Source organism: Desulfitobacterium dichloroeliminans LMG P-21439 (assembly GCF_000243135.2).
Taxonomy (GTDB): Bacteria; Bacillota; Desulfitobacteriia; order Desulfitobacteriales; family Desulfitobacteriaceae; genus Desulfitobacterium; species Desulfitobacterium dichloroeliminans.
Genome location: NC_019903.1, coordinates 242000 through 265305, shown reverse-complemented (window position 1 = coordinate 265305; position 23306 = coordinate 242000). Strand labels below are relative to the sequence as shown.

Here is a 23306-nt window from a genome sequence, read left to right as displayed (position 1 = left end):
GATGTCAAAACGAATTTTCCCCCTTTTTCCCCATTACTCTCTTTTTATGTCCCTCGTTCCTCTTCGCACGCTTTCGTATGGCCTTGTCCATAAATCGTTCGACAAAATTTGAGCATGGAATTAAAAAAGAAAGGCAAATTGCCTTTCTCTTTATTCCTTAGGTGCTTTTGGTATTTCCAACTCTAAGAGTTCTCCGTAGAGCTCTTTGCGGCGGTCCGCCAAGAAGAACGTTTGCTTCATGGAGACCCGCTCGGCGCTACGTAGAGCGTTGATCTTCGGCGCTGAAAGATCTGCAATGAGGATTTCCTCAGAATAGTCATCCTCTGGAGTATGAAAACTTTCGGCTAAAATCTCTCCCTTGGGGCCAAAGGCCAAGGCTCCACCACTGAAGACCTTGCCGCGGTTATTCGGACCAATAAGATTGCAAGCTCCCAGATAAGTGGAGTTATCATAGGCTCGCGTACCCAGATAGCGCTTCCAAATTTCTTTTCGATCACCGGCTACGACAGGTGATGCGTGAGGTGCAAAAAGTAGCTCGGCACCCTTTAAGGAATAAATGGTCGCCATCTCAGGAAAATGCCAATCCCAGCAAATCCCTACTGCAAAACATACTCCCTTTCCCTTAAATACAGGGAACTGGGAACCGGGAGTAAAATAATTCTGTTCACTGCGGCCGAGATGCACCTTGCGATACACGGCCTTTTCCTGATCAGGAAAAAGGACGAGATGAGACAAGTATGGGTTTTGACCCTTACCTATCTGCTCGACCATGCCTACCAGCAAAATGAGATTGTAGTCTCTTGCACATTCTTTAAGCTCTTTAAGCCTTGGACTATCCAGTGAATCACCAATTTCACTTGAATCAGCGGGTGAGTATCCATGAAGGGCACTTTCAGGAAAACACAAGAGTTCAATTCCTTGCTGAGACGCTTTCTCCGCACATCTGATAATCGTATTAAGGTTTGAGCGGGTTTCCCCTACTCGGGCTTCCATCTGTACTAAGCCGATTCGCTTATCTTCCAGCATCATTACCTCACTTATCACAAGCCGCCCTAGTGGTATCTAGATAGCGCATTCCTTTAGAACAGTAGTTTTGCGTCAAAATCTCCTTAAGGAGCTTATGGTTGTGTAAGAAATTGATAAAAGTCCGCTCATATTTCGTCTGGGAAGATTTCGCCAAGGTTAGAATATTCAACGGGCGATAGACGGGATCATCCTGGATGCGAAGAGCCTTAAGGATTCCCTGGTCGCATTCTCTACGCACGGTCAGGGCCGAGATAATCGTAATCCCCAGTCCGGCACATACCACCTGCTTAATAGCTTGGGTGCTGCCCAACTCCATAGCGATATTCAGTTTTGTTAGATCGAGACCGCGTTCCGCTAAGACAGTCTCCATGGTTTTTCTGGTGCCGGAGCCAACTTCCCGCGTCACAAAGCGCTCATAGGGCAATTCGGACAATTGAATGCTATCATAGCTTGCCCAAGGATGAAAATAGGGTACGACGACCACCAGCTCATCTTCCCAGAATTTATCCACTATAACCCCTCTGTCCTTCGGCTCGGGGCCTTCAATTAGACCGATATGGATTTTTCCCTCAATGACATCTTGGTCGATGACTTCCGTATTAGCGATCTTGACTTTAAAATCGACATCAGGCAATTTTGCCGATAAATAAGCGAGAATATTGGGAAGTACATACTCGCCGATGGTTAAGGTCGCACCTAGGTGTATTTCTCCGCGCCGATCCTCGTCCAGCTCACAAACTTGATGTTGTGCCCTGTCAAGTATGTCCAGTATCTCACAAACATGGCTATAGAAAACCTCTCCTGCCTTCGTGAGACTGACTCCCTTATTCGTCCGGTTAAAAAAACGTGTGTTGTATTGACTCTCAAGATTTTGAATCTGTAAACTGATACTCGGCTGACTCATATGAAGTCTCTTTGCTGCAAGGGTAATGTTCTTTGTGTCAGCTACTTCTTTGAAAACTATAAACTGCTGCTCGAACATAAAGATTTTCTCCTTTTACCTAAAGAACTTCCTCGAACGAGTAGTATCAATAAGTATATTTTATTTCAAGCTCATCCAAGCTCTAATCCATTATAACAAAATTTTATGTCAAATGGTAATATAAATAATTACTATATAAAGGTAAAAGCAGCAGTGGTTTTATAACCCAGCTAGAATAACTTAAAAATCAATGTATAAGTGCTGACAAATCGTTATGCCAATTGATACTTACTCATTCGGGTGAGCCTAGGTTTAGGCAAGCTATTCACTTTCTCTGGTTTATGATAGTCGTCAGCCATAATTAACATTTGCTCAGCCCACTGAGGACAACCTATAGCATGAATATGATTATAGGCCGCAAAAACATTCTTATAGCAAATGCCTTCATTTTCTCCATCAATACCATGTCCGCGCTCAACTTTAAATCCAAAGTTTATCTTGCTTTTGTCCAGATTGATGATCTTCGAATTATGGAACTCATGACCACGAACTATACTTTGCTTAAACCAAAGGTTGTCCTCGGATCCCCTAAGCACGGTGTAGCCATGCCCTTGGGGTTTCTTTTGCATCTGCGTATCTAGGGGAAGTAGTCCCACCATGTCATATTGGCTTTCACCTGTATAAATGCTGCGACCGAGATACATCAAGCCTCCGCATTCGGCGTAGATGGGCATACCATCTTCTCCGGCTCTCCGTATATCTGCACGTAAAGTCACATTTTGAGCTAATTGCTCGGCAAAAACTTCCGGGAACCCTCCACCAATGTAGAGTGCATCAAGATTCTGTGGCAAAGCCTCTTGGTTCAGGGCGCTAAAATAAACCAACTCTGCTCCCATAGACTCCAGCATCTCTAAATTCTCCGGGTAGTAAAAGCTAAAGGCTGCGTCACGAATTACACCAATGCGCGGACTAGAGAGACTTTTCGCTTTCAGGCTATATCCTGATAAGCTGAAACATTCAGCCTGCGGAAAGACTTCAAAAGATGGCGCGGATTGGGCAATACTTAGTATCCTCGTTAAGTCTACATTTTCACTAATAACGTCACCAATATGATCGAGTAGTCGTTCCGTCTCCACCATTTCCCCATTCATAACAAGACCCAAGTGCCGATCCGGTATGGAAATCAATGAATCCTTAGGAATCGCTCCGAGGACGGGAATCTGGCAATACGTTTCGATGGCTTCCCGGGCAACCTTCTCATGACGTGAGCGAGCAACTTTATTGAGTATGACGCCGGCAATATTGATTTCTGGGTCAAAATGTTGACACCCCATCACAATGGCAGCAGCGCTACGAGTAATTCTCGTCGCATCCAAAACCAAGAGAAGGGGGGATTGGGTTATTTTAGCTATCTCTGCTGTCGAGGTGCTCCCTTGGATATCTGAGCCATCATAAAGACCCATAGAACCCTCAATGATACTGATCTGACAATCTGAAGAATGTAGGGCTACTGAGTGGCAAATATCTTCCTTACTCATAACAAAAGGGTCTAGATTCCGCGCTACCCTCTCAGCTGCTGCAGAATGCCAGCTAGGATCGATAAAATCCAGCCCTTTTTTGTAGGGCTGGACCTTATGGCCATTTCGCTTTAGGGCTCTTAAGAGCCCCAAGGTAAAGGTTGTCTTGCCACTGCGCCCCTGAGGGGCCCCAATAACGATACGCGGGACATGAAGCTTGTTTGCTTGTTGTATATCCTGATCCTGGATGTTTAACATAATCCCACCATACCTTTCTCTACTGGGACCCCTATTGACGACTATGGTTCAACGTTAAGTTAGCGCATCGCCAACCCTGTCGGATCAAACGCAACCGGTTGGTTTTGGAAGTCCGGCAACTTTACAAGCACCCTTTCCAGGGCCTGTAGGGAACAGTTCATAAATGGTCTTTTGAGTATATCCAGTGTCTTTGAGTAGTTTACGAACCATGGGGGCTACACCATATTGCGCATAGTAGTCACGCAGATAGTTGATCATCTTCCAATGTTCTTCAGTGAGCTCTTCCACATCCTCGTGAGGAGCTAAAGCTTTTGCTACATCCTCGTTCCATACGGAAGCATCTTCTAGGAAGCCATCCTCATCTAATTCGTAGGACACTCCATTAACAACTAATTCAGCCATTTAAAATTCCTCCTTGTTCTTTATTATAGTTTTGCGATAACATTTATATCTCTTCTCTGACACCGATGACGACTTTATAGAAGATTGTAATGAGTAGGGCACCGATGGCGTATACCATAAAGGTAACCCCAAGCTCCGTGGCCGTCGGGGTATATTCCACTACATGTTCTAATGGAGTGGGAACAAAACCGCCTAAGACCAGCCCTAACCCTTTATCAATCCAAGCCGCTATGAAGACAGAGACAAGAGCAAAAGGTAGTATTTTTTCATTCCGCCTAAATTTCGGGACAAGCAATAGGAAAATTCCTACAAAGGCTAAAATGGTGGCAACCCACATGAAGGGTACCAATTGATCGTAACCATGCAAACCTACAAAGAGGTACTGCAAGGGGTGCATGTGACCGGGAATATTGCTATAGAAGGCAGTGAAAAACTCTAGAATGTAGAAGAATACATTGGCAATCATTGCATAGGTCACGATTTTAGCTAAAGACTGAATGGCTTCTTTACCAGGATCAAAGGTACTGACCTTCCGGACAATCAGGCAAAGCAAAACGAGTAAGGCCGGTCCAGCAGCAAAAGCGGAAGCTAGGAAGCGGGCTGCCATAATCGCGGTGAGCCAGAGATGTCTTCCTGGCATGCCTGAATAGAGAAATGCTGTTACGGTGTGAATACTAACGGCCCAGGGAATCGAGAGATAAATCAAGGGCTTCACCCAAGCCGGTGGCGGAAATCCTTTACGTTCTGAACCTAATGCAGTCCAGCCAATGATGAAGTTCAGAAGCAAATATCCCACGAGTACACACATATCCCAGAACATAACGGAATGGGGGGTGGGATGTAACAATACATTGAGAATTCTGTCTGGGCGTCCGACGTCCACGAAGATGAACAGGATGCACATAATGACAGAAGGAACAGCTAAGAATTCACCGAGAATAACGATTTTGCCAAACTTTTTATAATTGTGGAGGTAATAGGGAATGGCCACCATAACTGCAGAGGCCGCGACACCTACTAAGAAGGTAAACTGGGAAATATAAAGACCCCAGGATACGTCTCTGCTCATGCCGGTGACTCCTAAGCCCTCCTCGTATTGTCTTAGGTAGGCCATGAAGCCAACAAAGATGACTACCAGTAAGAATCCGACCCACAGCCAATACTTCTTACTGCCGGATAAGGCTTTCTCAAGCACGCTCCTCACCCCCGATCAAGTAATAGACGCTGGGTTGCGTACCTAATTCAGGCTTACGGCGCATGGAATAATTAGTGCTCAATAATTCTCTTACTGCAGAGTTAGGATCTTCCAAGTTCCCAAAGACGATCGCTCCGTTGGATTTCTCCGCACAGACAGGTTCTTTTCCTTGGTCGATGCGATCCATACAAAGGTTGCATTTCTCGACGACTCCTTTGGATCTACGCGGATAGTCTGGATTGATCTCCTTGATATGGGGGGTTGGATCCCAGTAATTAAAGCTCCGTGCTCCGTAGGGGCAAGCAGCCATACAAAAGCGGCAACCGATGCAACGGTGCATATCCATGCCGACGACGCCATCTTCTCGTCTGAAGGTGGCTTGGGTCGGACATACCCGCACACATGGCGGATGATCGCAGTGATTGCAGAGGGTTAAAAAGGGTATCTTCTTGGTCGTTTCATCCAAGTAATGGTTTTCTTCACCAGGGAAAACATGTTCGAACGAATCGGTCCAGATCCACTTGATTTCGTCCTTAGCATTGCCCATATCAGGAACGTTGTGAAGATCATGGCAAGCAGCGATAACTTCGTCGATAGTGGCCTGATCTATCTTACTCATGTCGATAACCAGTGCCCAGCGTTTATCGGCTAAACCCTCCGGACTAGTAAAATCCGCTGCTTTGAGGGGTTCTAAGATCTCAAAGGCGTCTAGAGTAATTGCTCCACCCAATCCTAGGGCGGTAATCACTCCTGCCTTTTTCAGAAAATCCCGTCGATTGATGCTCATTATTTTGCCTCCCTTGGCCCAGCATGGCAACTCCAACAGTCAGGTTCCACTGATGCGAAATCATGGCAGGAGTAGCAAAATTGGTTATCTCCTAGTTTGGCTGTTTCAGCGGTGAAGTAGACCGTTTCGGGCGTGTCGTTATGACAGTTTAAGCAAGTGCTCTGGAGACTCATTTCAAACTCTTTTCCTTGGTTGTTTACGTAGGTTGTTTTTCCATCACGAACCACGGCATCGCGCCATTCCACTAAGAGTTGCATATGATTTTCTCTCATGTATTCTGTGGATTCGATACATTCGGTTGCCCCTAATTCTTGAATAACCGGGGTATCCGTATCAATCACAGGCTGGGCGTCTGCCTTTCCCATATTATATAGGAAGGGCAGGATAGCGATAACCAAAAAGATCAGCAGGCCACCGATTGTTTTGCCACCTTTAATCATCGGCCGTTACCCCCTTTTCGGGTAAATCTTCGCCGCGCAGATCCGTTGTTCTTTCCTTTTCACCCGTCATGACCAGGGCATTAGCTAGCAGTTCATGGACTCCAGTAACTCCCACTCCGGGTGTCCAGTAATCCATTAGAGCCGGGAAAGCAGCTCTGTCCACTGCACAGATATTGGCTAACATGTTAACGCCATGTTTGTCCTGAACATGTTTTACAGCATTAGCACGTGCGAAGCCGCCTGTCATGCGCTCTGCCATGTTTTCCGAAGCGTTCAGCCCTGAACCGCCCCCGCAGCAGAAGGTTTTCTCACGGATGGTATTCTCCGGCATCTCGTAGAAGTTGTTGCAGACATTGTTAATGATATAACGAGGCTCTTCTAGCAATCCCATGCCGCGGGAGGTATTGCAGGAGTCGTGGTATGTCACTTTGAGATGATCATTGCGGGAAGGGTCTAATTTTAATTTGCCATGCTTAATCAAATCTGCAGTGAATTCAGCGATATGGATCATCTTCGTGGAGGCTGCATTGTCGAAGCGAGTTCCGGTAATCGGTGACACAGGAACCTCGAGGAAATCAGCAGGGTCCTGCCAAGTACCCATATACTGATTGATGACCCGCCACATATGGCCGCATTCGCCCCCGATAATGTACTTAACGCCCAAGCGTTTGGCTTCCGCATAAATTTTGGAATTCAAGCGTTTGGCCATCTCATTGGAGGTAAAGAAGCCGAAGTTTCCGCCTTCAGAAGCATAGGTGCTCCATGTATAATCCAGACCCAATTCATGAAACAGCATGAGATAACCCATACAGGTATAGATACCTGGATCGCCCATCAAGTCCCCGGAGGGAGTGACGAAGAGGATTTCCGCACCTTTACGATTAAAACTCGGTTCAATACGGATCCCCGTAATATCTTCAATGTCATCACACATCATTTCGATATTGCCGGTGATGGCGTGGGGTTCTAAACCTAAGTGATTGCCCTTCATGTAACAGTTGGACACAGGGTTGGAAATCCAATGGATATTCAGCCCTAAGAGATTGAGTAATTCACGCCCAATGATGGTAATCTCCGCTTGGTCAATTCCATAAGGACAAAAGACGGAGCAGCGACGACATTCTGTACATTGATAGAAGTAATACCACCATTCCTTGATGACTTCAGGTGTCAGATCTCTGGCACCCGCCAAGCGGCCTAGGAACTTACCTGATTTGGTAAAGTACCGGCGGTAGACGGACCGTATTAATTCTGCCCTGAGTACGGGCATGTTTTTAGGATCTCCTGTACCAATGAAGAAATGGCATTTATCCGCACAGGCTCCACAACGAACGCAGATATCCATCATAATCTTGAAGGAACGATATTTATTCAGTCTCTCGCCGATTCCCTCGATGATCGTCGACTGCCAATCCTCCGGGAGTTGCCAATCTTCATCGACCGGAGACCAATCGCGTGCGTTGGGAAAGCCTACGATTTCTAAGTCCTTTCCTTTTGCACCCCAGCAGAAGGTACCCGGTTCAAAGGTAGTAGGGGTATCTAACCATTCTGTGGAGCTTGGTGTATAATCAATTTTTGCTAGTTCTTCGGCACTTGGTAATTTATATTTTGCCATTTTTCTCACCTCACTCCTTTTCTACCGGTATACCCGCCTTTATCATCTTTTCTCTAAAATCTTCTTCATACTCTTCGTAGGTATGGACTTTGACAGGATAGTTCCAAGGATTGATATGTCTAACCATACGATTGTTGGCCTTCATATTTCGAGTCGGACTCATGAATACACCGCCCATATGCATCAGCTTACTCAAGGGGAAGTAGGCGAACAAGCAACTGACTAAGAATAAATGCACATAAAAGATAGTGCCGATTCCCTCCGGGATATGAGGGGTGAATGTGAGCAATCCGACAGCAAACTCCTTAATTGTGGCAATATCTACTCTAAAAATATAGCGCATAAGCATTCCCGTACCGGCAACTCCCATCAACAAAAGGAGGGGGAAGTAGTCGGCGGGTAAACTAATATACTTAATTTGTGGTACTATAAATCTGCGTAAGAAGAGATAGATTAAGGCCACGGCAATTAAAATATTTGTGATATAAAGGGCAGGCAAACCAATCTGGAAGAAACTATCCAGACTATCGAGGGCACTGATAAAGCTCGGTACCGGCTCCAAAAATAATCTCAAGTGACGGAGCAAGGTGATGAGCAGGGACCAATGGAACAGTAGGCCAAAGAGCCAGAGCCATTTGCTTGACCCATAGGCGACTTTCGGGCCATTCCCGTCATTTCTGAGCTCAGTTGTAGAATTTCTGAACAGGGAGCGGAAGAACAGCACTTCTAAGGCCATCCTGACGATGACTCCCCAGTTAGAGGTTGGATTCTCTATCTTATTCTGTTTAATCCAATCGAAGGATTTTTCTTGGCCAATCGTGGTTGGAATCCTAAAAGGTACCGGAGTACGGGCCCAACCGATAATCCGATAAATAAATCCCACTAAGAAAGCGGCTAGGGCTAGATAAGGTAGGATAATACCGAACAGGACTTCTAAATTGGCTAATTCTATTCCTGCGAGTGGGATCAGTATAAGGATAGAGAAAGCGATTAAAGGAAATACGGCTTTCACTTTACACCCTCTTTTCTCTTGGTTTTTACCACAAACGGCTCGTACGCGCTGCCTTCAGGTGCTTCCGGAGCGGAGGTGTCCACATCAGGTCGTTCTGTCACCAAATTGGCTTGCTGCAATAGCCGATAGGTCATATTTCTTAATTCCATAGTCTTTAAGTCTGCTAGCTTATCGCGACATTCTGAATATATATCAAAAGAAGCCAGTGCCAACTGGTCAATTTGGGCGTCTAACTCTAGAAGCGCTCTAGAGACCTGTACATCTTCAACCACCTTGCCCAGTTCTTCTCGAATTATCTTTTTTAAAAGGAATACGAAATTCACAGCCTGTGAAGGGGTAAAGGTCTGCACAGCACGTACCTTAATGATATCCCTCAAAAATGAATGCACCTCAATGGATTCATCGTCTTGAAGCAGCGCTGTAAACGTTTGTTCGATACCTTGAGTCATGGTATTTCCTACAGGGTTAGCAAATACATCATTTTGTTCTTGGAGGAATCTGGTCGTGTCTTTGGGGTAGCTATTTAAAACCTCACGCCGCCACTTTTGGATAATACCTGACTTTTTTTCCGTGAGAAGATTTCTTAAGGCTTTGTCCATTTAAGCCAACTCCTTGATATTTATTAGGTGAAGGAGTTTCACCGATGCAGGAGGAGTGCTCCTGCATCGGGATCCGCTGAATTCTTAAGAGTTGCGGTGCTTAGCTTGGTTCCTTAACTTTACCTTTGAGGGCGATGAAGGTGGTGGTGATATAGAGATATTCGACCAAGTCCTCCATAGCAAGATATTTTACCGCATTATCGACATCAGATTTCTTTTCGCCGATTGCTGCAGCAATCTCTTTGCTTTTTGCCTTCTCGACGGTATCCAGATAAGCTAAGACTTTTTCTTTGATAACGGGGTCGGCAGCTCCTTTTTGCATATCCTAGTCCCCCTTTTCTTTATAGACTATACCCGATAATATTACCGAGAATATTTACTTTGTGTACTTAAACGCAGCTCCAGTACGGAAGGTTTCTCTGGAGAAGATAAAGTCATCGATGAGTTTATCGGAGAACTCAATACCAGTTGCCTCGAAGAATTTCTCCCAACCGATTCTTTCAATCCATTCGCCCATCTTTTCACCTTTGCGTGCGTTAGCTGCCCAAGTCTCGACGATATTACGAACAGCTTCGGTAACTTCTGGCCAACGAGGTGGGTTATTAGCTATGAAAGGAATGACCATCCGGGAGAACATTGGAGCAGTACGGGCATTGGCTACTTTACCACCGACGAGAATGGCGATACCGTCATTTTGAGAATCGATGATTTCCATTCCTGGATTCATGGTGTAGCAGTTTCCGCAATACATGCATTTTGCTTCGTTAACAGTGACGCTCTTTTCTTTGGGATTAGGACGAATAGCGCCAGTGGGGCAACAAGCTACGAGACTAGGAATCTCCGTACCTTTACGAATCTTATCATGGTCGATACGGGGAGGTGTTCTATGAACACCAACGATGGCCAAGTCACTGCAGTGAGCAGCGCCGCACATGTTAAGGCAGCAAGCGAGGCTCATTTTCAATTGGGCTGGCAATTTCATATCGACAAAGTATTCATAGAGATCATCCATGACGGCTTTCACGACGCCGGAAGCATCAGTAGCTGGGGTATGACAGTGAACCCAACCTTGAGTATGAACGATGTTGCTAATGGAAGCGCCAGTACCACCGACAGGTAGACCAATAGCACCGAGAGCGGCGATGAGAGGCTCAACCTTAGCTGCATCGGATACTAAGAACTCGACATTGTGACGAGTTGTGAAACGAAGGTAGCCATCGCAGTATTCATCAGCCAGTTTGCAGATATCACGAACGAAATCTAAGCTGACAAGGCGAGGAGAACCGGCACGAATACTATAAAGTTCTGCACCAGTTTTGGAAACGTGCTTTAATACACCCGCTCTTGGAATCTCATGGTAACGCCATTTTCCATAATTATCGACGATAATCGGTGGAATGTTCTCTTTATAATTGAGAGGTCCTTGATCTAATATAGCCATTATTATTCACCTCTATCTCATTTTTTATTTTTTGATTTCATCTTCAGGCCAGAAGACATAAGGGTTAGCACGTGGACGATAGACCATTTGAGGTACTGCAGGCAAGCCAACTTCGGTGAGGAATTTGCTCATGCCAAGACGATAAATGGTTTCCCCAATTCTCTCACGTGTCTTACCATTTTCATCCCACCACTCCCAGATGCGGGTGATGATATCTTTGAATTCTTCGTAATCGCTTTCTGCTTCCATTTTCATGAAAGGAACGATGACCCAACCCATGAAGGCTGATTGAACGATGGTGGATTTACCACCGATCAGAATGGTAGCTCCTCTGTCGTTACCAGGAGTAATGGCTTTTGGCATTCTGTTGATGCAATGCATACAACGGGAACACTCATCAGCGATGACACTCAACTCCTGGGTTTCGGCATTGTATTTCAATGCTTCGGTAGGACAACCTTCACAAACATGTTGGATATTCATACCGCTGGCTGCATAATTTTTGACCTCTTCTGGATCAATGATGAGGGAATCTCTCCAGGTTCCGATGACTGCACAGTCTGAACGTGCGATGGAAGCGGTACAATCATTAGCGCAACCAGAAAATTTAATCTTAGATTTATAAGGCCACATAGGGCGATGCAGCTCATCTTGGAAGGTATTGGTGATGTTGTAGCAAGCTTCTAAAGTATCGTAGCATGCATGCTCGCAACGTGCAGGTCCCACACAGCAGCTAGGGGATCTTAAGTCTGAACCTGAACCACCAAGGTCAAATCCTTCTTCACTTAACTCATCAAAGATGGGTTGAAGCTGATCTGTCGTTGTTCCTAATAAAATAGCGTCTCCGGTAGCACCGTGAAGGTTCATGAGTCCGCTACCACGTCTTTCCCAGATATCGCAGATTTTACGCAAAGAGTCTGTGCTGTAGAACCAACCACTGGGTGCGTTAATACGTACGGTATGGAATGCTTGCAAATGAGGATATTCTTCGGGTAGGTCGCTGTAACGACCAATAACACCGCCACCATATCCTTTTACACCAACGATACCACCATGTTTCCAGTGTCCGCGCTTTTCCTCATAGGATCTTTCCAAGAGGTGAAGAAGTTCCTTCGAGGCTTCATTCTTGACGGCGGCTTTCTTAATTTCCGTTACAAAGCTGGGCCATTTTCCATTTTGTAACTCGTCCAATTGAGGGGTTTTCTTATCAGCCATGATCTTACCTCCAATTCAATGATTTTTCGATAATTACATTTCTGTTATCGTAACAGCACCTGATGGGCATATGGTAATGCAACTTTCACAACCCATACATTCGGTCTCATCACCAACAACCTCGGTCTTCCCATCAACAAATTTGAGAAGGTGTGCCGGACAACTGTCTGCGCACGCATCGCAACCTGAACATGTATCTGGATCAACAGCAACAATATACATTTTCCCTCACCACCTTTAATTGATTACTCTTGTGTGAACTAACACTATCTGATTCTATTTAACTACAATTAGCGGGTAGTGTACAATACATAATTGCAATCGCACAATTCAAAATCATAATCATAATCATACATCATTCGACAATGTACTCAAGCAATTGATAGCGTAGAGCTTCCCAGGTAGACATCCCCCCCTCCAGAAAGCGTACATCCTTATAGTCTTTTTCCTTAAGGAAGCATGCAGCCTCGTAACTTCTGATGCCTAGCTGACATACAGAAATTACTACGCCTGCCTTAGGGATTTCTTGATAGCGATTTCTAAGTTCCCCTAAGGGAATCTCCTGGACCTTAGGTCCTGTGAAAGGAGTAGCCTTTACTTCTTCATTTTCGCGAACATCAACCAGGTGAAAATGTTTCCCTTGTCTAACTTGTTCTAACAATTCAGAGGGCGTGATTGTTTTGACCAACCCTAGCTGCTTGTTTTCAAAGGTATTTGCCGCATGAATGAGCACATCAATCGCTGTAGCAAAGGGAGGAGCATAGCCCAAATCCAAACTGCTAATATCACTCACCTTGCCCCTGAAATGAAGGATCGTGGCCAAGATATCCAGGCGCTTGATACATTCCCCCTGACCACAGACTTGAGCTCCCAGCAAGTGCCCCGTAGATGCCTCAGCAACCAGCTTGATAGTGACGGAATCATGAACCGGATAATAGTGTGTAGCATCCAATCCGGTGCTTAAGCTCGTCATCACGTCGTAGCCCAGTTGCTTTGCTTCCAATTCCCCGAGTCCAGTCCGACCAATATTTAAATCAAAAGCCTGCAAGACGGAGGTCCCACAAATTGGCGGAAACTCTGTCTTTCGTCCCGCGATATTGTCAGCAATGACTCGGCCTTGCTTGTTCGCTGTGGAAGCCAATGGTACATAGGCCTTACCACCCGTCACATGTTGAATCTGCTCGGCACAGTCTCCACCGGCAAAGATATACGGATCGTCAGTTTGCAGATGCTGATTGACCTGTATCGCTCCGGTCACACCGATGGTGAGGCCCGCCTGTCTGGCTAGGCTAACCTCCGGTCTCACTCCTACGGCAATGACGACCAGCTCTGTTTCTACTTCCCCATTCTCCAAGACGACTCGATTGACGTTATCATCATCATCTTTTTCGAGGGCCTTCACTGGGGAACCTAAGTGTAGATCCACCCCTCGGGCGCGCATTCTACTCTCAAGGAGGATAGCAATATCCGGATCAAGTAGTTTTGGAAGTACACTGGCTTGGCTCTCACATAAGGCAACCTTGGTTTGGCGACTAAGGATGGCGTCTGCTGTCTCAATACCAATTAAGCCGGCCCCAATTACTGTGGCGTGCTTGACCTTCTTTTCCCTGATGAGTGATCTTATCTTAACTGCATCCTCAGGGTGGTGCAGGGTGTACACATTCTTTGCCTCGATACCGGGCAGGGAGGGTACAACCTCTGTTGCACCCGTCGCCAGAACTAAATAATCATAGTCCAGTTCCCTTTCTTCCCCGGTAGTAAGATCACGAAGCCTTACATTTTTATGCCGGCGATCGATAGCTATGGCCTCAGTCTCAGTAAGAATATTAACTCCCTTTTGGTCCTTAAAAAACTGAGGATCACGGATCAATCCGGCTGTGGTCTTCAAGAGATCTTCAATTTCCGGTACTGAGTTACCCACATAAAAGGGTAACCCACAGGATCCATAAGAAACTAGCTTACCTTTTTCAATAATAGTTATCTCGGCTTCTATGGAAAGTCGTCGCAGGCGTGCAGCTACCTTCGGTCCAGCTGCAACCCCACCGATGATGACCACTTTCACGTTACCACCTCTTTACCATCCTCACAATGTATAACAAGATGCCAGGAGGACATGCGCTACGCGTCTTATTCCTCTTGTAAAAATTCAAAAAATGGTTTCTTGAGATCTACCATGGCGTTAACGACCAACTCAATCAGACCAGCATATTGGACATTATATTTTTCTGTGGCTTCGTAATACTCCAAAATATCGCGTATGGTTCCTTTACAGTTCGAGCAAGGGGCACAGACATATTTGACAATGCTGGGATCTTCCATGGTGTCTGGAAAGGCATTAAGAATTTGGGCAAACTTTTTGCGTGCGCTAATTTTATTGCGGAAATCACCAAAGTTAAAGCTATGCATGATCGCAAAACCGCTACCGCCACCGCAACAGTAATTATCTACGCCATGAGGGGTCATTTCGCGGAATTGGGGAGCAAGCTTCTGCAGCACTTCCCGTTGCGGCATCACAATTCCCATTTGCCTTACCACATTACAGGGATCATGAAGGGTCACTGGGAAGTTATTGCGACTCGGGTCAAACTTAATCGCCCCTGACATGACAATATCTCGCAACATAGGGAAAAAACTCTCGACGGGAACCTTATTCGAGCCAGGGGTCATACGGTCTGCAACAAGCGCTCCCGCCTTATGGGCGTGTCCACATTCACCTTGAACGATGCGGCGGACTCCAAGATCGTTTGCTGCTTTGATTTGGCCTAAGGCAATCTTTTTCGCCTGAGCATCATCATACCATATGCCATAGTTGACGCTATCATAACCCATCATTTCACTACTTAGGGTCCAGTTGACTCCTGCTGCTTCGAAGAGCATAGCAAATGCCATGGGGTTTTCCGGCCAAGCATTATACTCACCGGCGTTGTGAATAAGGAGGACATCAGCGCCCTTTTTATCGATGGGGAATTTGATTTTCATGCCATAGTTTTCTTCGATTTCTTCTTCTAGGAATTGAATATTGTCTAGGAACACCGGTTTAGTCATCCCTGTAGATGAACCCGTTTTTAGTTGGTTTTCTGAGCCCTTTTTATGAATTGGAGTTGGAGCTATCCCCATCTCCATGCTAAATATTTTACGTATCTCCTTGGCCATGATGCCATTATCTAAACCTAGGGGACAGGTTTGGGCGCAGCGACGGCAGAGGTTACAGCGGTAGGCTGATTCGCCAAGACGAGCAATGCTCTCCCAAGTGGCTTCAAGGTCTGCACCTACGAAACCGCCCAGTAGCTTGCCGCTGGTTGTAAAGTACTTTTTATAGAGTTTCCGGAGAGCTTCGATACGGAAAATCGGCCGATAAAGCTCATTGTTTCCTGAACCCTCATAGATGTGGCAGGCAGCGGAGCAAGTATCACACTTCGCACAGTACTCCATAGTCAGGTTTAAGGGTTGGAGCATACCGCTGTTGGCATCGGAAAATAGCTTTTCTAAGCCGCTCAAAAATTTACGAACAAACTCTTCTTCTTCCTCTTTGGATTGGGGGCGAGTCAGAGTATCAATACCCACAAATCCATCTAAAGAAGTACAGTATTTTTCACGCCAGGCATCTTTAACCGGAACGAAGTCCGGTTCCATGCCAGGTTTATCATAAGGAGCCGGCAATGGCATTAGTTCTTCAGTGGTAATCACAACCAATTGCTCATCCGCTCTCGCCAAATCACTGGGTTTTAAATCTTTCGAATTAATCATGATGACATACTCCTTTCTTTAATTTCATTATCCTTGTGCAGAGGTTTTCTCTGCAGGTGCCGCTACCTGACCGGATATATGGGGCGCAGCCCATTTAGTTTTGGGAGAGTTCTGAGCATTGGCCTTAATCTTTTCCTCAATTTTGCTACCCGGAAGATTGGGATCATTTTCCCAATTAACCATATGAAAACTGAAAAACTTACCCACATAATGGCTCATTTTGCTCAGGGGTATATAGACAAGCATAAACCCGGCTAGAACGATATGCACAACCATTAAGGAACTGGCGTTCAACGGTTGTAGGGTTAGCACATTGGCCATTGCTTCGCGTGCGCTGCTCATGCTCAAATCGCCACCCCAGACGAGAATACCCGTAGCGGTTACCGCAAATAAGAGCAATAAATTAAAGTATTCTTGAGGAGTTGTGTATTTTTTAAGAGTGGAATCCATCTGACGACGGAAAACCAAAGTTAGGGCACCGAAGGTTGCCAAGGCGAATCCTGCCCATCCAACCAAAGGAGTTAAGTAATAAATCAGCATTCCCCAAGCCGATCCACTGGTCGCAACTGTTCCACCGGCCAATTCTGTTACAGCACCGACCACCAGGAGCACTGTCCAAGCAATGATGAGATAAATACCAAGGTGTAGAGAGTAAGATAACCACCAAAGGGACCTTTGGTTTTCAAAGAGTTTTTTAATGAAGAGAATTTCTTTGAGCATGTCAATTATTTCTGAGGCTAGTGAAGTTTCACGGGGCCTCTTCCACCATTCTTGTTGCTCATAATAGGACCCCCCATGTGCATGCCCCTTTTCTTTTGGAACGGGATATAAATCCAACCTTCCATGCATAGGCATTTTAGTATACACATAGGCTTTATAAACTGAGATACCTAAAAATAAAACCATGGCTAGTATTGCGTAAAAAACCAGAAACATGTTTTCGCCCCCTTATTATATTGCGATTGTTCTTATTATCACTTATAAGTTTAGGCTATTTTTCTCTTATTGTAAAATTCTCTTTTGTAATTGTGATAATTAGCAATGTAGATATCAAATTTCTGCCATAGGTTTTTTAAATGGCCTTCATATTAAAACTATATTTCACATATTTTTCAGAAAGCTCTATAATGGGGTTAGTTAGTGAATGTGCATTTTTTCTCTATTATTGTCGAAAAAGTGTAGGAAAGGGGGTGAGGCATAATAGTCTTTCCGCTTCTATTCACATTCACAAACCCAACTCTGAGGGGAGGTGTGCCTGCTCATTAAATGTTAATGCTGTTTAGATAGCAGTGTTTAGAAAACCACCTTATTTTACCCTACGAACGTGAGTAACGTACAAGAGTTGTTTTAGACCTTATTTAGACCTTTTTAAGACCTTATTTAGACCTAATAAACAAATCTATCGTTGAATCTCCAGATAAATTATCAAAATCTTAGGGAGGTGCACAAATGTCCACAGTAAACACATATGCAAAGAAGAAAGCTCTTCAAAATGAAGACTGGTGGGCAGCCTGGTTAGGGCTATTGATATTCACTTTAGGTTTAGGACCATTTTTCGGTATGGATGTACTTGGTTGGGTTACAAAGGCTAGTGTCTGGATTGAACCTGCCAAAGCATTTGCTCCTGTGACCAAAGGCGTCGGTATCAGTGGTTTTGCTTCATTGATCCTTACTTACCTCTTCATCTTGGTTCTTATCGGTGTCGCGTCAAAATTCATCGGCGCCAATATGAAAAAGTTCTTTATTGGCTTTACCTTCATATTCTGGGCGACCGTATTCTGTATCATGCTCGGCAATATTGCCTACATCGGTGCTACACCAGATAAGACAGCTAATTATGGCATCGCTTGGTCACTAGGCTTAGGCGAGATGGGTTACATCATCGCCATGGTCATCGGCCTTATTATCGGTAACTTTTTCTTGAAATTCGCCGATTATCTAAAAGAAGCAGCGAAACCAGAATTATTTATTAAGATTGGTATCGTTGTGCTTGGTGGATCTATTGCGCTTAAATCCTTAGATGCTTTCGGTCTTGCGACCACAGTTATTATCCGGGGCATCTGCGCGGTTGTTGAAGCCTACTTAATTTACTGGCCAGTCGTTTATTTGATTTCTCGTAAATTCTTTAAATTTACACCTGAATGGGCAGCTCCCCTAGCTTCCGGTATTTCGATTTGCGGTGTTTCTGCTGCCATCGCCACCGGTAGTGCCATTCGTGCCCGTCCCGTTATCCCGATTATCCTTTCAGCGGTTATTATCGTCTTCGTTGCCGTTGAACTCTTATTATTACCTTGGTTAGCACAAGCCCTCCTTTTCAAAGATCCTATGGTGGCTGGTGCTTGGATGGGTCTGGCAGTTAAGAGTGATGGCGGCGCCATCGCAGCTGGTGCCATTACCGATTCACTAATCCGCGGTCGTGCTTTGAGTGAGCTCGGCGTGAACTGGGAAGAAGGCTGGATCTTGATGGTTGCTACCACAACCAAAGTCTTCATCGACATCTTTATTGGTGTGTGGGCCTTCATTCTCGCAGTAATTTGGTCGGTATTCCCGATTGACAAAAATTCTGCTGTCGCCCAAACTGGCGAAAAAGGCAAAGTTAATCCTGCTGAAATTTGGAACCGCTTCCCGAAATTCATCATTGGCTTCGTTTTGACCTTCGTTATTCTCTTCCTCGTTGGTGTATTCAGTCCTGACGACGTTTCTAAGCTAAAGCCCGGTGTTAGTGAGGCTAATGCATTACGAACATTCTTCTTTGGAATGTGCTTCTTCTCCATCGGCTTAGTCACCAATGTGCGTAAGCTCTGGGATGAAGGTATGGGACGTATCGTCGCTGTCTATGGTATTGCACTCTTTGGTTTCATCCTTTGGGTCGGCCTGTTTATCTCCTGGCTGTTCTACCATGGAATCACACCTCCGACAGTATAAATAATTGATTAAGGGGGAATACAAATGTCAATCAAAACCGAACAACCTGCTGTTCAGCACAAGAAGAAGGCTTATGAAGATGAGTGGTATGACTTACTCCCTATTGAAAAGAAGTTAATTGGCTATTCCTTAGGACTGGGAATTTCACTATTGATCGTATTCGTGATCATCTTCAAGTTCTAATGACGCCATAGTGTCCTTGTATAGAGAAGTGCCGCCGAACACCCTTGATAAAGATGTTCGGCGGCACTTCCTTTTTGTGCTTATTCAGCTAGGCAATGGCATTTTTAAGTTCTCGCAGAGTATAGCTGGTCCCATCAGCTAAGTCAAACCTTTCATCATCAAAGCATAGAATTAATTGGTCAAGAAGCTCTTCTTTCCTGCTCAATAAGTTATCCATGTACTGATCGTCGTCGATGTGTCTTATGGCGAGAATAGCTAAACCTATTCTTTTTATATCGCGCTCAACTGTTTTCTCTAAATCGTGTTTATCAACTTTGCCAAACATCAGAACATCGTTATCTATTGACGACTTTCTTACCATAATAACGTATTTATCGGAATCACCTAAGACGTGGAAGCTCTCGTCTTCAATCTTTACAGATAGAGACCTAAGGGTATATAAGGTATCCACATCACCCATAAACTCCCAAGCAACCTTCTGAACCGCCTTTCTGTGGTGGAGAATGATCTGTTTGATTGCATGATTAATATCCATAGTTAACTCCCTTCAATACTTATGATTTCTTGAAAAGTAGAAATTCTATAAGAAACTTCAAAAGATTGTTTTCGTAATTACTTTCACAGGGCCAAGTAACTACTAGCTCCTTATAGCTACCCCTATTATTTGTCTACCTCTATTATTACCTTTAGTTTAAAGAAGTTCAAGTGACTTGTAATTAGCTTTTTAAATCGATGCAATTTAATAAACTCATGATTATTCTAGCAACGGGTAAAATAAGGACAAGAAAGGATGGTAGAGTATATGGTAGAAAAGAAATTCCCTAACCGACCGGCAAACCCTGATACAAAGCCTTCGCAAAATCATAAACCCGATAAAGCCCCCAGTATGGATTCTCGTGACGGACATGGTTTGACTAAGGACGAAGCACTCAAAGGCAAGGCATAAAATTATGAGAAGCTCCCATGTTTAATGATCTGAAAAACCCGCCCCCTAAAGTAAAGGAGAGGATTTGCGGACTTTGTTCGCTTAAATCTTCTCCTTTTTCCTAATAATTGAGCATCACGCATTAACAGATTTGAAAGCGTTCACCGGGACTACAACTATCTTATTCGCGTTTAATGATTAAACTGACCCGCTTGTGGAATCAGAATCTTGTACATTTCCGGAGGGATGCTGGTTTCCCAATGTCCCGTGAACTTTGCCAAGGCCACGACCATAAACCATATGACCACGATTGCAATAGCCACTCCTTTGGAATCGAGGATAAGTCCTCTCCCCCTAGAAGCTGGCGAGCTAAACTCCAAAGTCCCTTTGACTGGGCAGCTCTTGACACAGTTCAGGCATCCTGAACATTCCGGTGACCAGACACTCTTTGCTTCAGCTACTTTGAGTTGATTAGGGCAGACAGCGGTACATTTTTGACAAGAGATGCAGGTGTCCGCATTTCTACGGATCTTCCAAGGGCTAAGGATGCTGAGCAGGCTCATCAGTGCTCCGTAGGGGCAAAGGTACCTGCACCAGAAGTTCTGGAAGAGCAGCGAAAGCAGCGCAAGCACTGCAATAACAGTGATCCCTACCCCTGTCAGATTCTTAAAGAAGTCCAGCATTTTCACGTCAGCAATCATATTATATGGAGTTTGCAGAAAACCGTAGGCGCTCGCTCCATCCATAAAGATGAGAATAAAGACGATGAAAAAGCTAAGCAAAATATACTTAATAGAACGCAAAGGGTAGTCTAGCCACCGTGGCACAACAAAGTTCTTACCGAAGAGCTTTCTACCGACGACAGCTAATCCCTCGGATAAAGTACCAATGGGACAGATCCAAGAGCAAAAACTCCGCTTAAATACCAACGAAAGAGCCATAGCTAATAATAAGATAACGAGCCCCGCTGGGTGGACTGTATCAAATATCCCGGTGACCAACCAAGATTTTAGAGCAACCAAGGCACTGATGGGTAGGAAGGCCTCTACTCCCGATGGTCGGGGTACCATTACTGTAGCATTAGGATCGGCATAGGAGTTAACAAAGCCCATGAATTGAATGCCAATATACAAAATCATCAATACAAAAAGTATCTGCACCACTCTTCGCTCTATAGGCGCTCTGTCCTTCTTAAGCAGCTTAAATCCAATTGCTTTTTGCTCTTTTATCTTCACACTATCCATCCTTATCTGCTAGAAACGCTACACCCTATGTTTTTGGCACATTATTATGTTTACAGTACCATCTCTATGCTGTAGCGTATCTCTGTTTATAAAGCACATCTTATTGTACTTCAAAACCTGCTGCCAGAGTGTGATTGTAATCACTTTATCGACACATCCATACGGTTAACCTGCCCAAACCTAACCAAACACTGCTGGATAATAAGTGACCCAGCCTCCGTTTAAATTCTTAACTCGTGTAAATCCGTGTTGAGATAAAATCCGATAAGCTAAATATCCACGCAACCCGATCTCGCAGTATAGAACGATATCCTTATCCTTAGGAAGTTCAGATAAATGGTTGCGAAGATCATCGATCGGTATATGTAAGGAACCGACAATGAATTTTCCTCTTCGTTCCACTTCGGTCCGCACATCAATTATACATACATCTTTTGGGTTCATCTTCTGCACTTCATACCATTGAATTGTACGAACATCTCCAATAATAATATTTTCAGCCACATAGCCAGCCATGTTAACTGGGTCTTTAGCCGATGAAAACGGTGGGGCATAAGCCAACTCAAGTTCTTGCAAATCATATATGGTACCTTCGCGACGGATTACCCCAGCAATGTCATCGATTCGTTTATCGACACCCTGTGACCCGACAATTTGCGCACCTAATACTCGCCCTTCATTTCTTTCAAATATAAGCTTTATGGATAACCTTTTTCCTCCGGGATAATACCCGGCGTTGGAAGCGGAGTGTGTAAATGATATTTCATAAGATATTCCTAACTTTTTAAGAATCTTTTCGTTCGCACCAGTCGAAGCCGCAACTAAATCGAAAATCTTAGCAATAGAAGTACCCTGGGTACCCTTATACCGGCTTTCTCTGCCAGAAATAACGTCAGCAACAATGCGACCTTGCTTATTGGCTGGTCCAGCAAGAGGTAAGAGCGCTGCTTCGCCGGTTATTAAATGCTTTACCTCAATAGCATCGCCGATGGCGTAAATATGGGGATCAGAACTCTGTAGTTTTTCATTAACTTTTATTCCACCTAAATCCCCAATAGTCAGTCCGGCTTCCTTTGCTAATTTTATTTCTGGTCTGACCCCGATAGCTATGATCGTTAAATCCGTTTGAATTTGCTCACCACTTTGAAGGGTGATGATGGTTTTGTTCTCTTCTTTATCAAAAGCCTTTACTCCATCTTCTAAAATGAGGTTAACTCCTTTGCTAAAAATATGATCATGCAGAATTGCGGCCATTTCAAAATCCAGAGGAGCCATGACCTGATTGCTCATTTCTATAATTGTTGTTTGTACTCCTCTTTCAGAGAGATTCTCAGCCATTTCCAAGCCAATAAATCCACCACCAACCACTACTGCGGTTTGCTGTTGCTGCTCATCGATATATCCCTTAATCTGATCAATATCTGAAACATTACGCACTACGAAAGCTTCAATAGTATCAATACCGGGAATAGGCGGACGAACCGGAGCTGCCCCAGGAGAAAGTATCAATTCATCATAAGATTCTCGGTAGATATGACCGTTCTTTTCTTGTACTTCTACTACTCTTTCCTCAGGGAATATGCGAGTAACTTCACTATGAGTTCGCACATCGATTTGAAAGCGATCTTTCATGCCCCCTGGTGTTTGAACAAGAAGAGCATCCCGCTCTGCAATGACTCCACTAATATAATACGGTAAGCCACAGTTGGCATAAGAAATATGTTCTCCCCGCTCAAATATAATGATCTCCATTGCTTCATTCAAACGTCGTAATCGTGCAGCAGCACTAGCTCCCCCGGCGACGCCGCCAACAATTAGTACCTTTACGCTCATCACTTATTCTCCTTTTGTTG

The 23306-nt window shown here is 44.6% G+C and carries 23 protein-coding genes; 3 read left to right on the top strand and 20 right to left on the bottom strand.

Annotated features, from left to right (window positions below; all coding sequences use genetic code 11):
• Nucleotides 1-150: 150 nt before the first annotated feature.
• From DESDI_RS01220 to DESDI_RS01140, 17 genes are all read right to left on the bottom strand, one after another.
• Complete coding sequence (locus DESDI_RS01220) at nucleotides 151-1026, bottom strand: nitrilase-related carbon-nitrogen hydrolase (RefSeq protein WP_015260810.1); 876 nt, start codon at nucleotides 1024-1026, stop codon at nucleotides 151-153.
• Nucleotides 1027-1033: 7 nt separating this feature from the next.
• A complete protein-coding gene (locus DESDI_RS01215; RefSeq protein ID WP_015260809.1) occupies nucleotides 1034-2008 on the bottom strand; it encodes a LysR family transcriptional regulator in 975 nt (324 codons plus the stop codon).
• Between the two features lie 212 nt (nucleotides 2009-2220).
• On the bottom strand, nucleotides 2221-3723 hold the full coding sequence (locus DESDI_RS01210; protein WP_015260808.1) for a cobyrinic acid a,c-diamide synthase CobB: 1503 nt from the start codon (nucleotides 3721-3723) through the stop codon (nucleotides 2221-2223).
• An 84-nt stretch (nucleotides 3724-3807) separates the two neighbouring features.
• Nucleotides 3808-4125 carry a TusE/DsrC/DsvC family sulfur relay protein gene (locus DESDI_RS01205; RefSeq protein ID WP_015260807.1) on the bottom strand — a complete coding sequence of 106 codons (318 nt, stop codon included), beginning with the start codon at nucleotides 4123-4125 and terminating at the stop codon, nucleotides 3808-3810.
• A gap of 43 nt (nucleotides 4126-4168) precedes the next feature.
• Nucleotides 4169-5320 (bottom strand): sulfate reduction electron transfer complex DsrMKJOP subunit DsrP, encoded by a 1152-nt coding sequence (gene dsrP, locus DESDI_RS01200; protein ID WP_015260806.1) that lies wholly within the window; start codon nucleotides 5318-5320, stop codon nucleotides 4169-4171.
• Nucleotides 5313-6107, bottom strand: coding sequence for a sulfate reduction electron transfer complex DsrMKJOP subunit DsrO (gene dsrO, locus DESDI_RS01195; protein ID WP_015260805.1), 795 nt, complete (start codon nucleotides 6105-6107; stop codon nucleotides 5313-5315). The genes dsrP and dsrO overlap by 8 nt, the downstream gene beginning before the upstream one ends.
• Entirely contained in the window at nucleotides 6107-6547 is a 441-nt protein-coding gene (gene dsrJ / locus DESDI_RS01190) for a sulfate reduction electron transfer complex DsrMKJOP subunit DsrJ (RefSeq protein WP_015260804.1), read from the bottom strand. Before dsrJ ends, dsrO begins: the two co-directional genes overlap by 1 nt.
• Nucleotides 6540-8162 (bottom strand): sulfate reduction electron transfer complex DsrMKJOP subunit DsrK, encoded by a 1623-nt coding sequence (gene dsrK, locus DESDI_RS01185; RefSeq protein WP_015260803.1) that lies wholly within the window; start codon nucleotides 8160-8162, stop codon nucleotides 6540-6542. The genes dsrJ and dsrK overlap by 8 nt, the downstream gene beginning before the upstream one ends.
• Nucleotides 8163-8172: 10 nt before the next feature.
• Nucleotides 8173-9174 carry a sulfate reduction electron transfer complex DsrMKJOP subunit DsrM gene (dsrM, locus tag DESDI_RS01180; protein ID WP_015260802.1) on the bottom strand — a complete coding sequence of 334 codons (1002 nt, stop codon included), beginning with the start codon at nucleotides 9172-9174 and terminating at the stop codon, nucleotides 8173-8175.
• Nucleotides 9171-9773: an RsbRD N-terminal domain-containing protein gene (locus DESDI_RS01175; RefSeq protein WP_015260801.1), complete on the bottom strand. Its 603-nt coding sequence runs from the start codon at nucleotides 9771-9773 to the stop codon at nucleotides 9171-9173. The genes dsrM and DESDI_RS01175 overlap by 4 nt, the downstream gene beginning before the upstream one ends.
• Before the next feature lie 100 nt (nucleotides 9774-9873).
• Entirely contained in the window at nucleotides 9874-10095 is a 222-nt protein-coding gene (locus DESDI_RS01170) for a hypothetical protein (protein WP_015260800.1), read from the bottom strand.
• A gap of 54 nt (nucleotides 10096-10149) precedes the next feature.
• Nucleotides 10150-11214 (bottom strand): dissimilatory-type sulfite reductase subunit beta, encoded by a 1065-nt coding sequence (dsrB, locus tag DESDI_RS01165; protein WP_015260799.1) that lies wholly within the window; start codon nucleotides 11212-11214, stop codon nucleotides 10150-10152.
• A 24-nt stretch (nucleotides 11215-11238) separates the two neighbouring features.
• On the bottom strand, nucleotides 11239-12429 hold the full coding sequence (gene dsrA / locus DESDI_RS01160) for a dissimilatory-type sulfite reductase subunit alpha (protein WP_015260798.1): 1191 nt from the start codon (nucleotides 12427-12429) through the stop codon (nucleotides 11239-11241).
• 33 nt (nucleotides 12430-12462) lie between these two features.
• The gene (locus DESDI_RS01155) at nucleotides 12463-12651 is read right to left on the bottom strand and encodes an ATP-binding protein (protein WP_015260797.1); all 189 of its coding nucleotides are present in this window, start codon (nucleotides 12649-12651) and stop codon (nucleotides 12463-12465) included.
• 133 nt (nucleotides 12652-12784) lie between these two features.
• Nucleotides 12785-14491 (bottom strand): FAD-dependent oxidoreductase, encoded by a 1707-nt coding sequence (locus DESDI_RS01150; RefSeq protein ID WP_041219193.1) that lies wholly within the window; start codon nucleotides 14489-14491, stop codon nucleotides 12785-12787.
• Between the two features lie 65 nt (nucleotides 14492-14556).
• Nucleotides 14557-16176, bottom strand: a complete 1620-nt coding sequence (locus DESDI_RS01145) for a (Fe-S)-binding protein (protein ID WP_015260795.1) — start codon at nucleotides 16174-16176, stop codon at nucleotides 14557-14559.
• A gap of 27 nt (nucleotides 16177-16203) precedes the next feature.
• Entirely contained in the window at nucleotides 16204-17112 is a 909-nt protein-coding gene (locus tag DESDI_RS01140) for a respiratory nitrate reductase subunit gamma (RefSeq protein ID WP_015260794.1), read from the bottom strand.
• Nucleotides 17113-17625: 513 nt separating this feature from the next.
• Between DESDI_RS01140 and DESDI_RS01135 the strand changes: the two genes are divergently transcribed.
• Together DESDI_RS01135 and DESDI_RS17990 are read left to right on the top strand one after the other, a co-directional pair.
• The gene (locus DESDI_RS01135; RefSeq protein ID WP_015260793.1) at nucleotides 17626-19101 is read left to right on the top strand and encodes a putative sulfate exporter family transporter; all 1476 of its coding nucleotides are present in this window, start codon (nucleotides 17626-17628) and stop codon (nucleotides 19099-19101) included.
• Nucleotides 19102-19125: 24 nt separating this feature from the next.
• The gene (locus tag DESDI_RS17990) at nucleotides 19126-19284 is read left to right on the top strand and encodes a hypothetical protein (protein WP_015260792.1); all 159 of its coding nucleotides are present in this window, start codon (nucleotides 19126-19128) and stop codon (nucleotides 19282-19284) included.
• Between the two features lie 88 nt (nucleotides 19285-19372).
• Here DESDI_RS17990 and DESDI_RS01130 read toward each other — a convergent pair whose 3' ends face one another.
• Nucleotides 19373-19819: a hypothetical protein gene (locus tag DESDI_RS01130; protein ID WP_015260791.1), complete on the bottom strand. Its 447-nt coding sequence runs from the start codon at nucleotides 19817-19819 to the stop codon at nucleotides 19373-19375.
• A 267-nt stretch (nucleotides 19820-20086) separates the two neighbouring features.
• Here DESDI_RS01130 and DESDI_RS17985 point away from each other — a divergent pair, with 267 nt between their 5' ends.
• Nucleotides 20087-20230 carry a hypothetical protein gene (locus DESDI_RS17985; RefSeq protein WP_172635870.1) on the top strand — a complete coding sequence of 48 codons (144 nt, stop codon included), beginning with the start codon at nucleotides 20087-20089 and terminating at the stop codon, nucleotides 20228-20230.
• 170 nt (nucleotides 20231-20400) lie between these two features.
• Here DESDI_RS17985 and DESDI_RS01125 read toward each other — a convergent pair whose 3' ends face one another.
• Nucleotides 20401-21453: a 4Fe-4S binding protein gene (locus DESDI_RS01125; protein WP_051015640.1), complete on the bottom strand. Its 1053-nt coding sequence runs from the start codon at nucleotides 21451-21453 to the stop codon at nucleotides 20401-20403.
• Between the two features lie 180 nt (nucleotides 21454-21633).
• Entirely contained in the window at nucleotides 21634-23286 is a 1653-nt protein-coding gene (locus tag DESDI_RS01120) for an FAD-dependent oxidoreductase (RefSeq protein ID WP_015260788.1), read from the bottom strand.
• Nucleotides 23287-23306 lie beyond the last annotated feature (20 nt).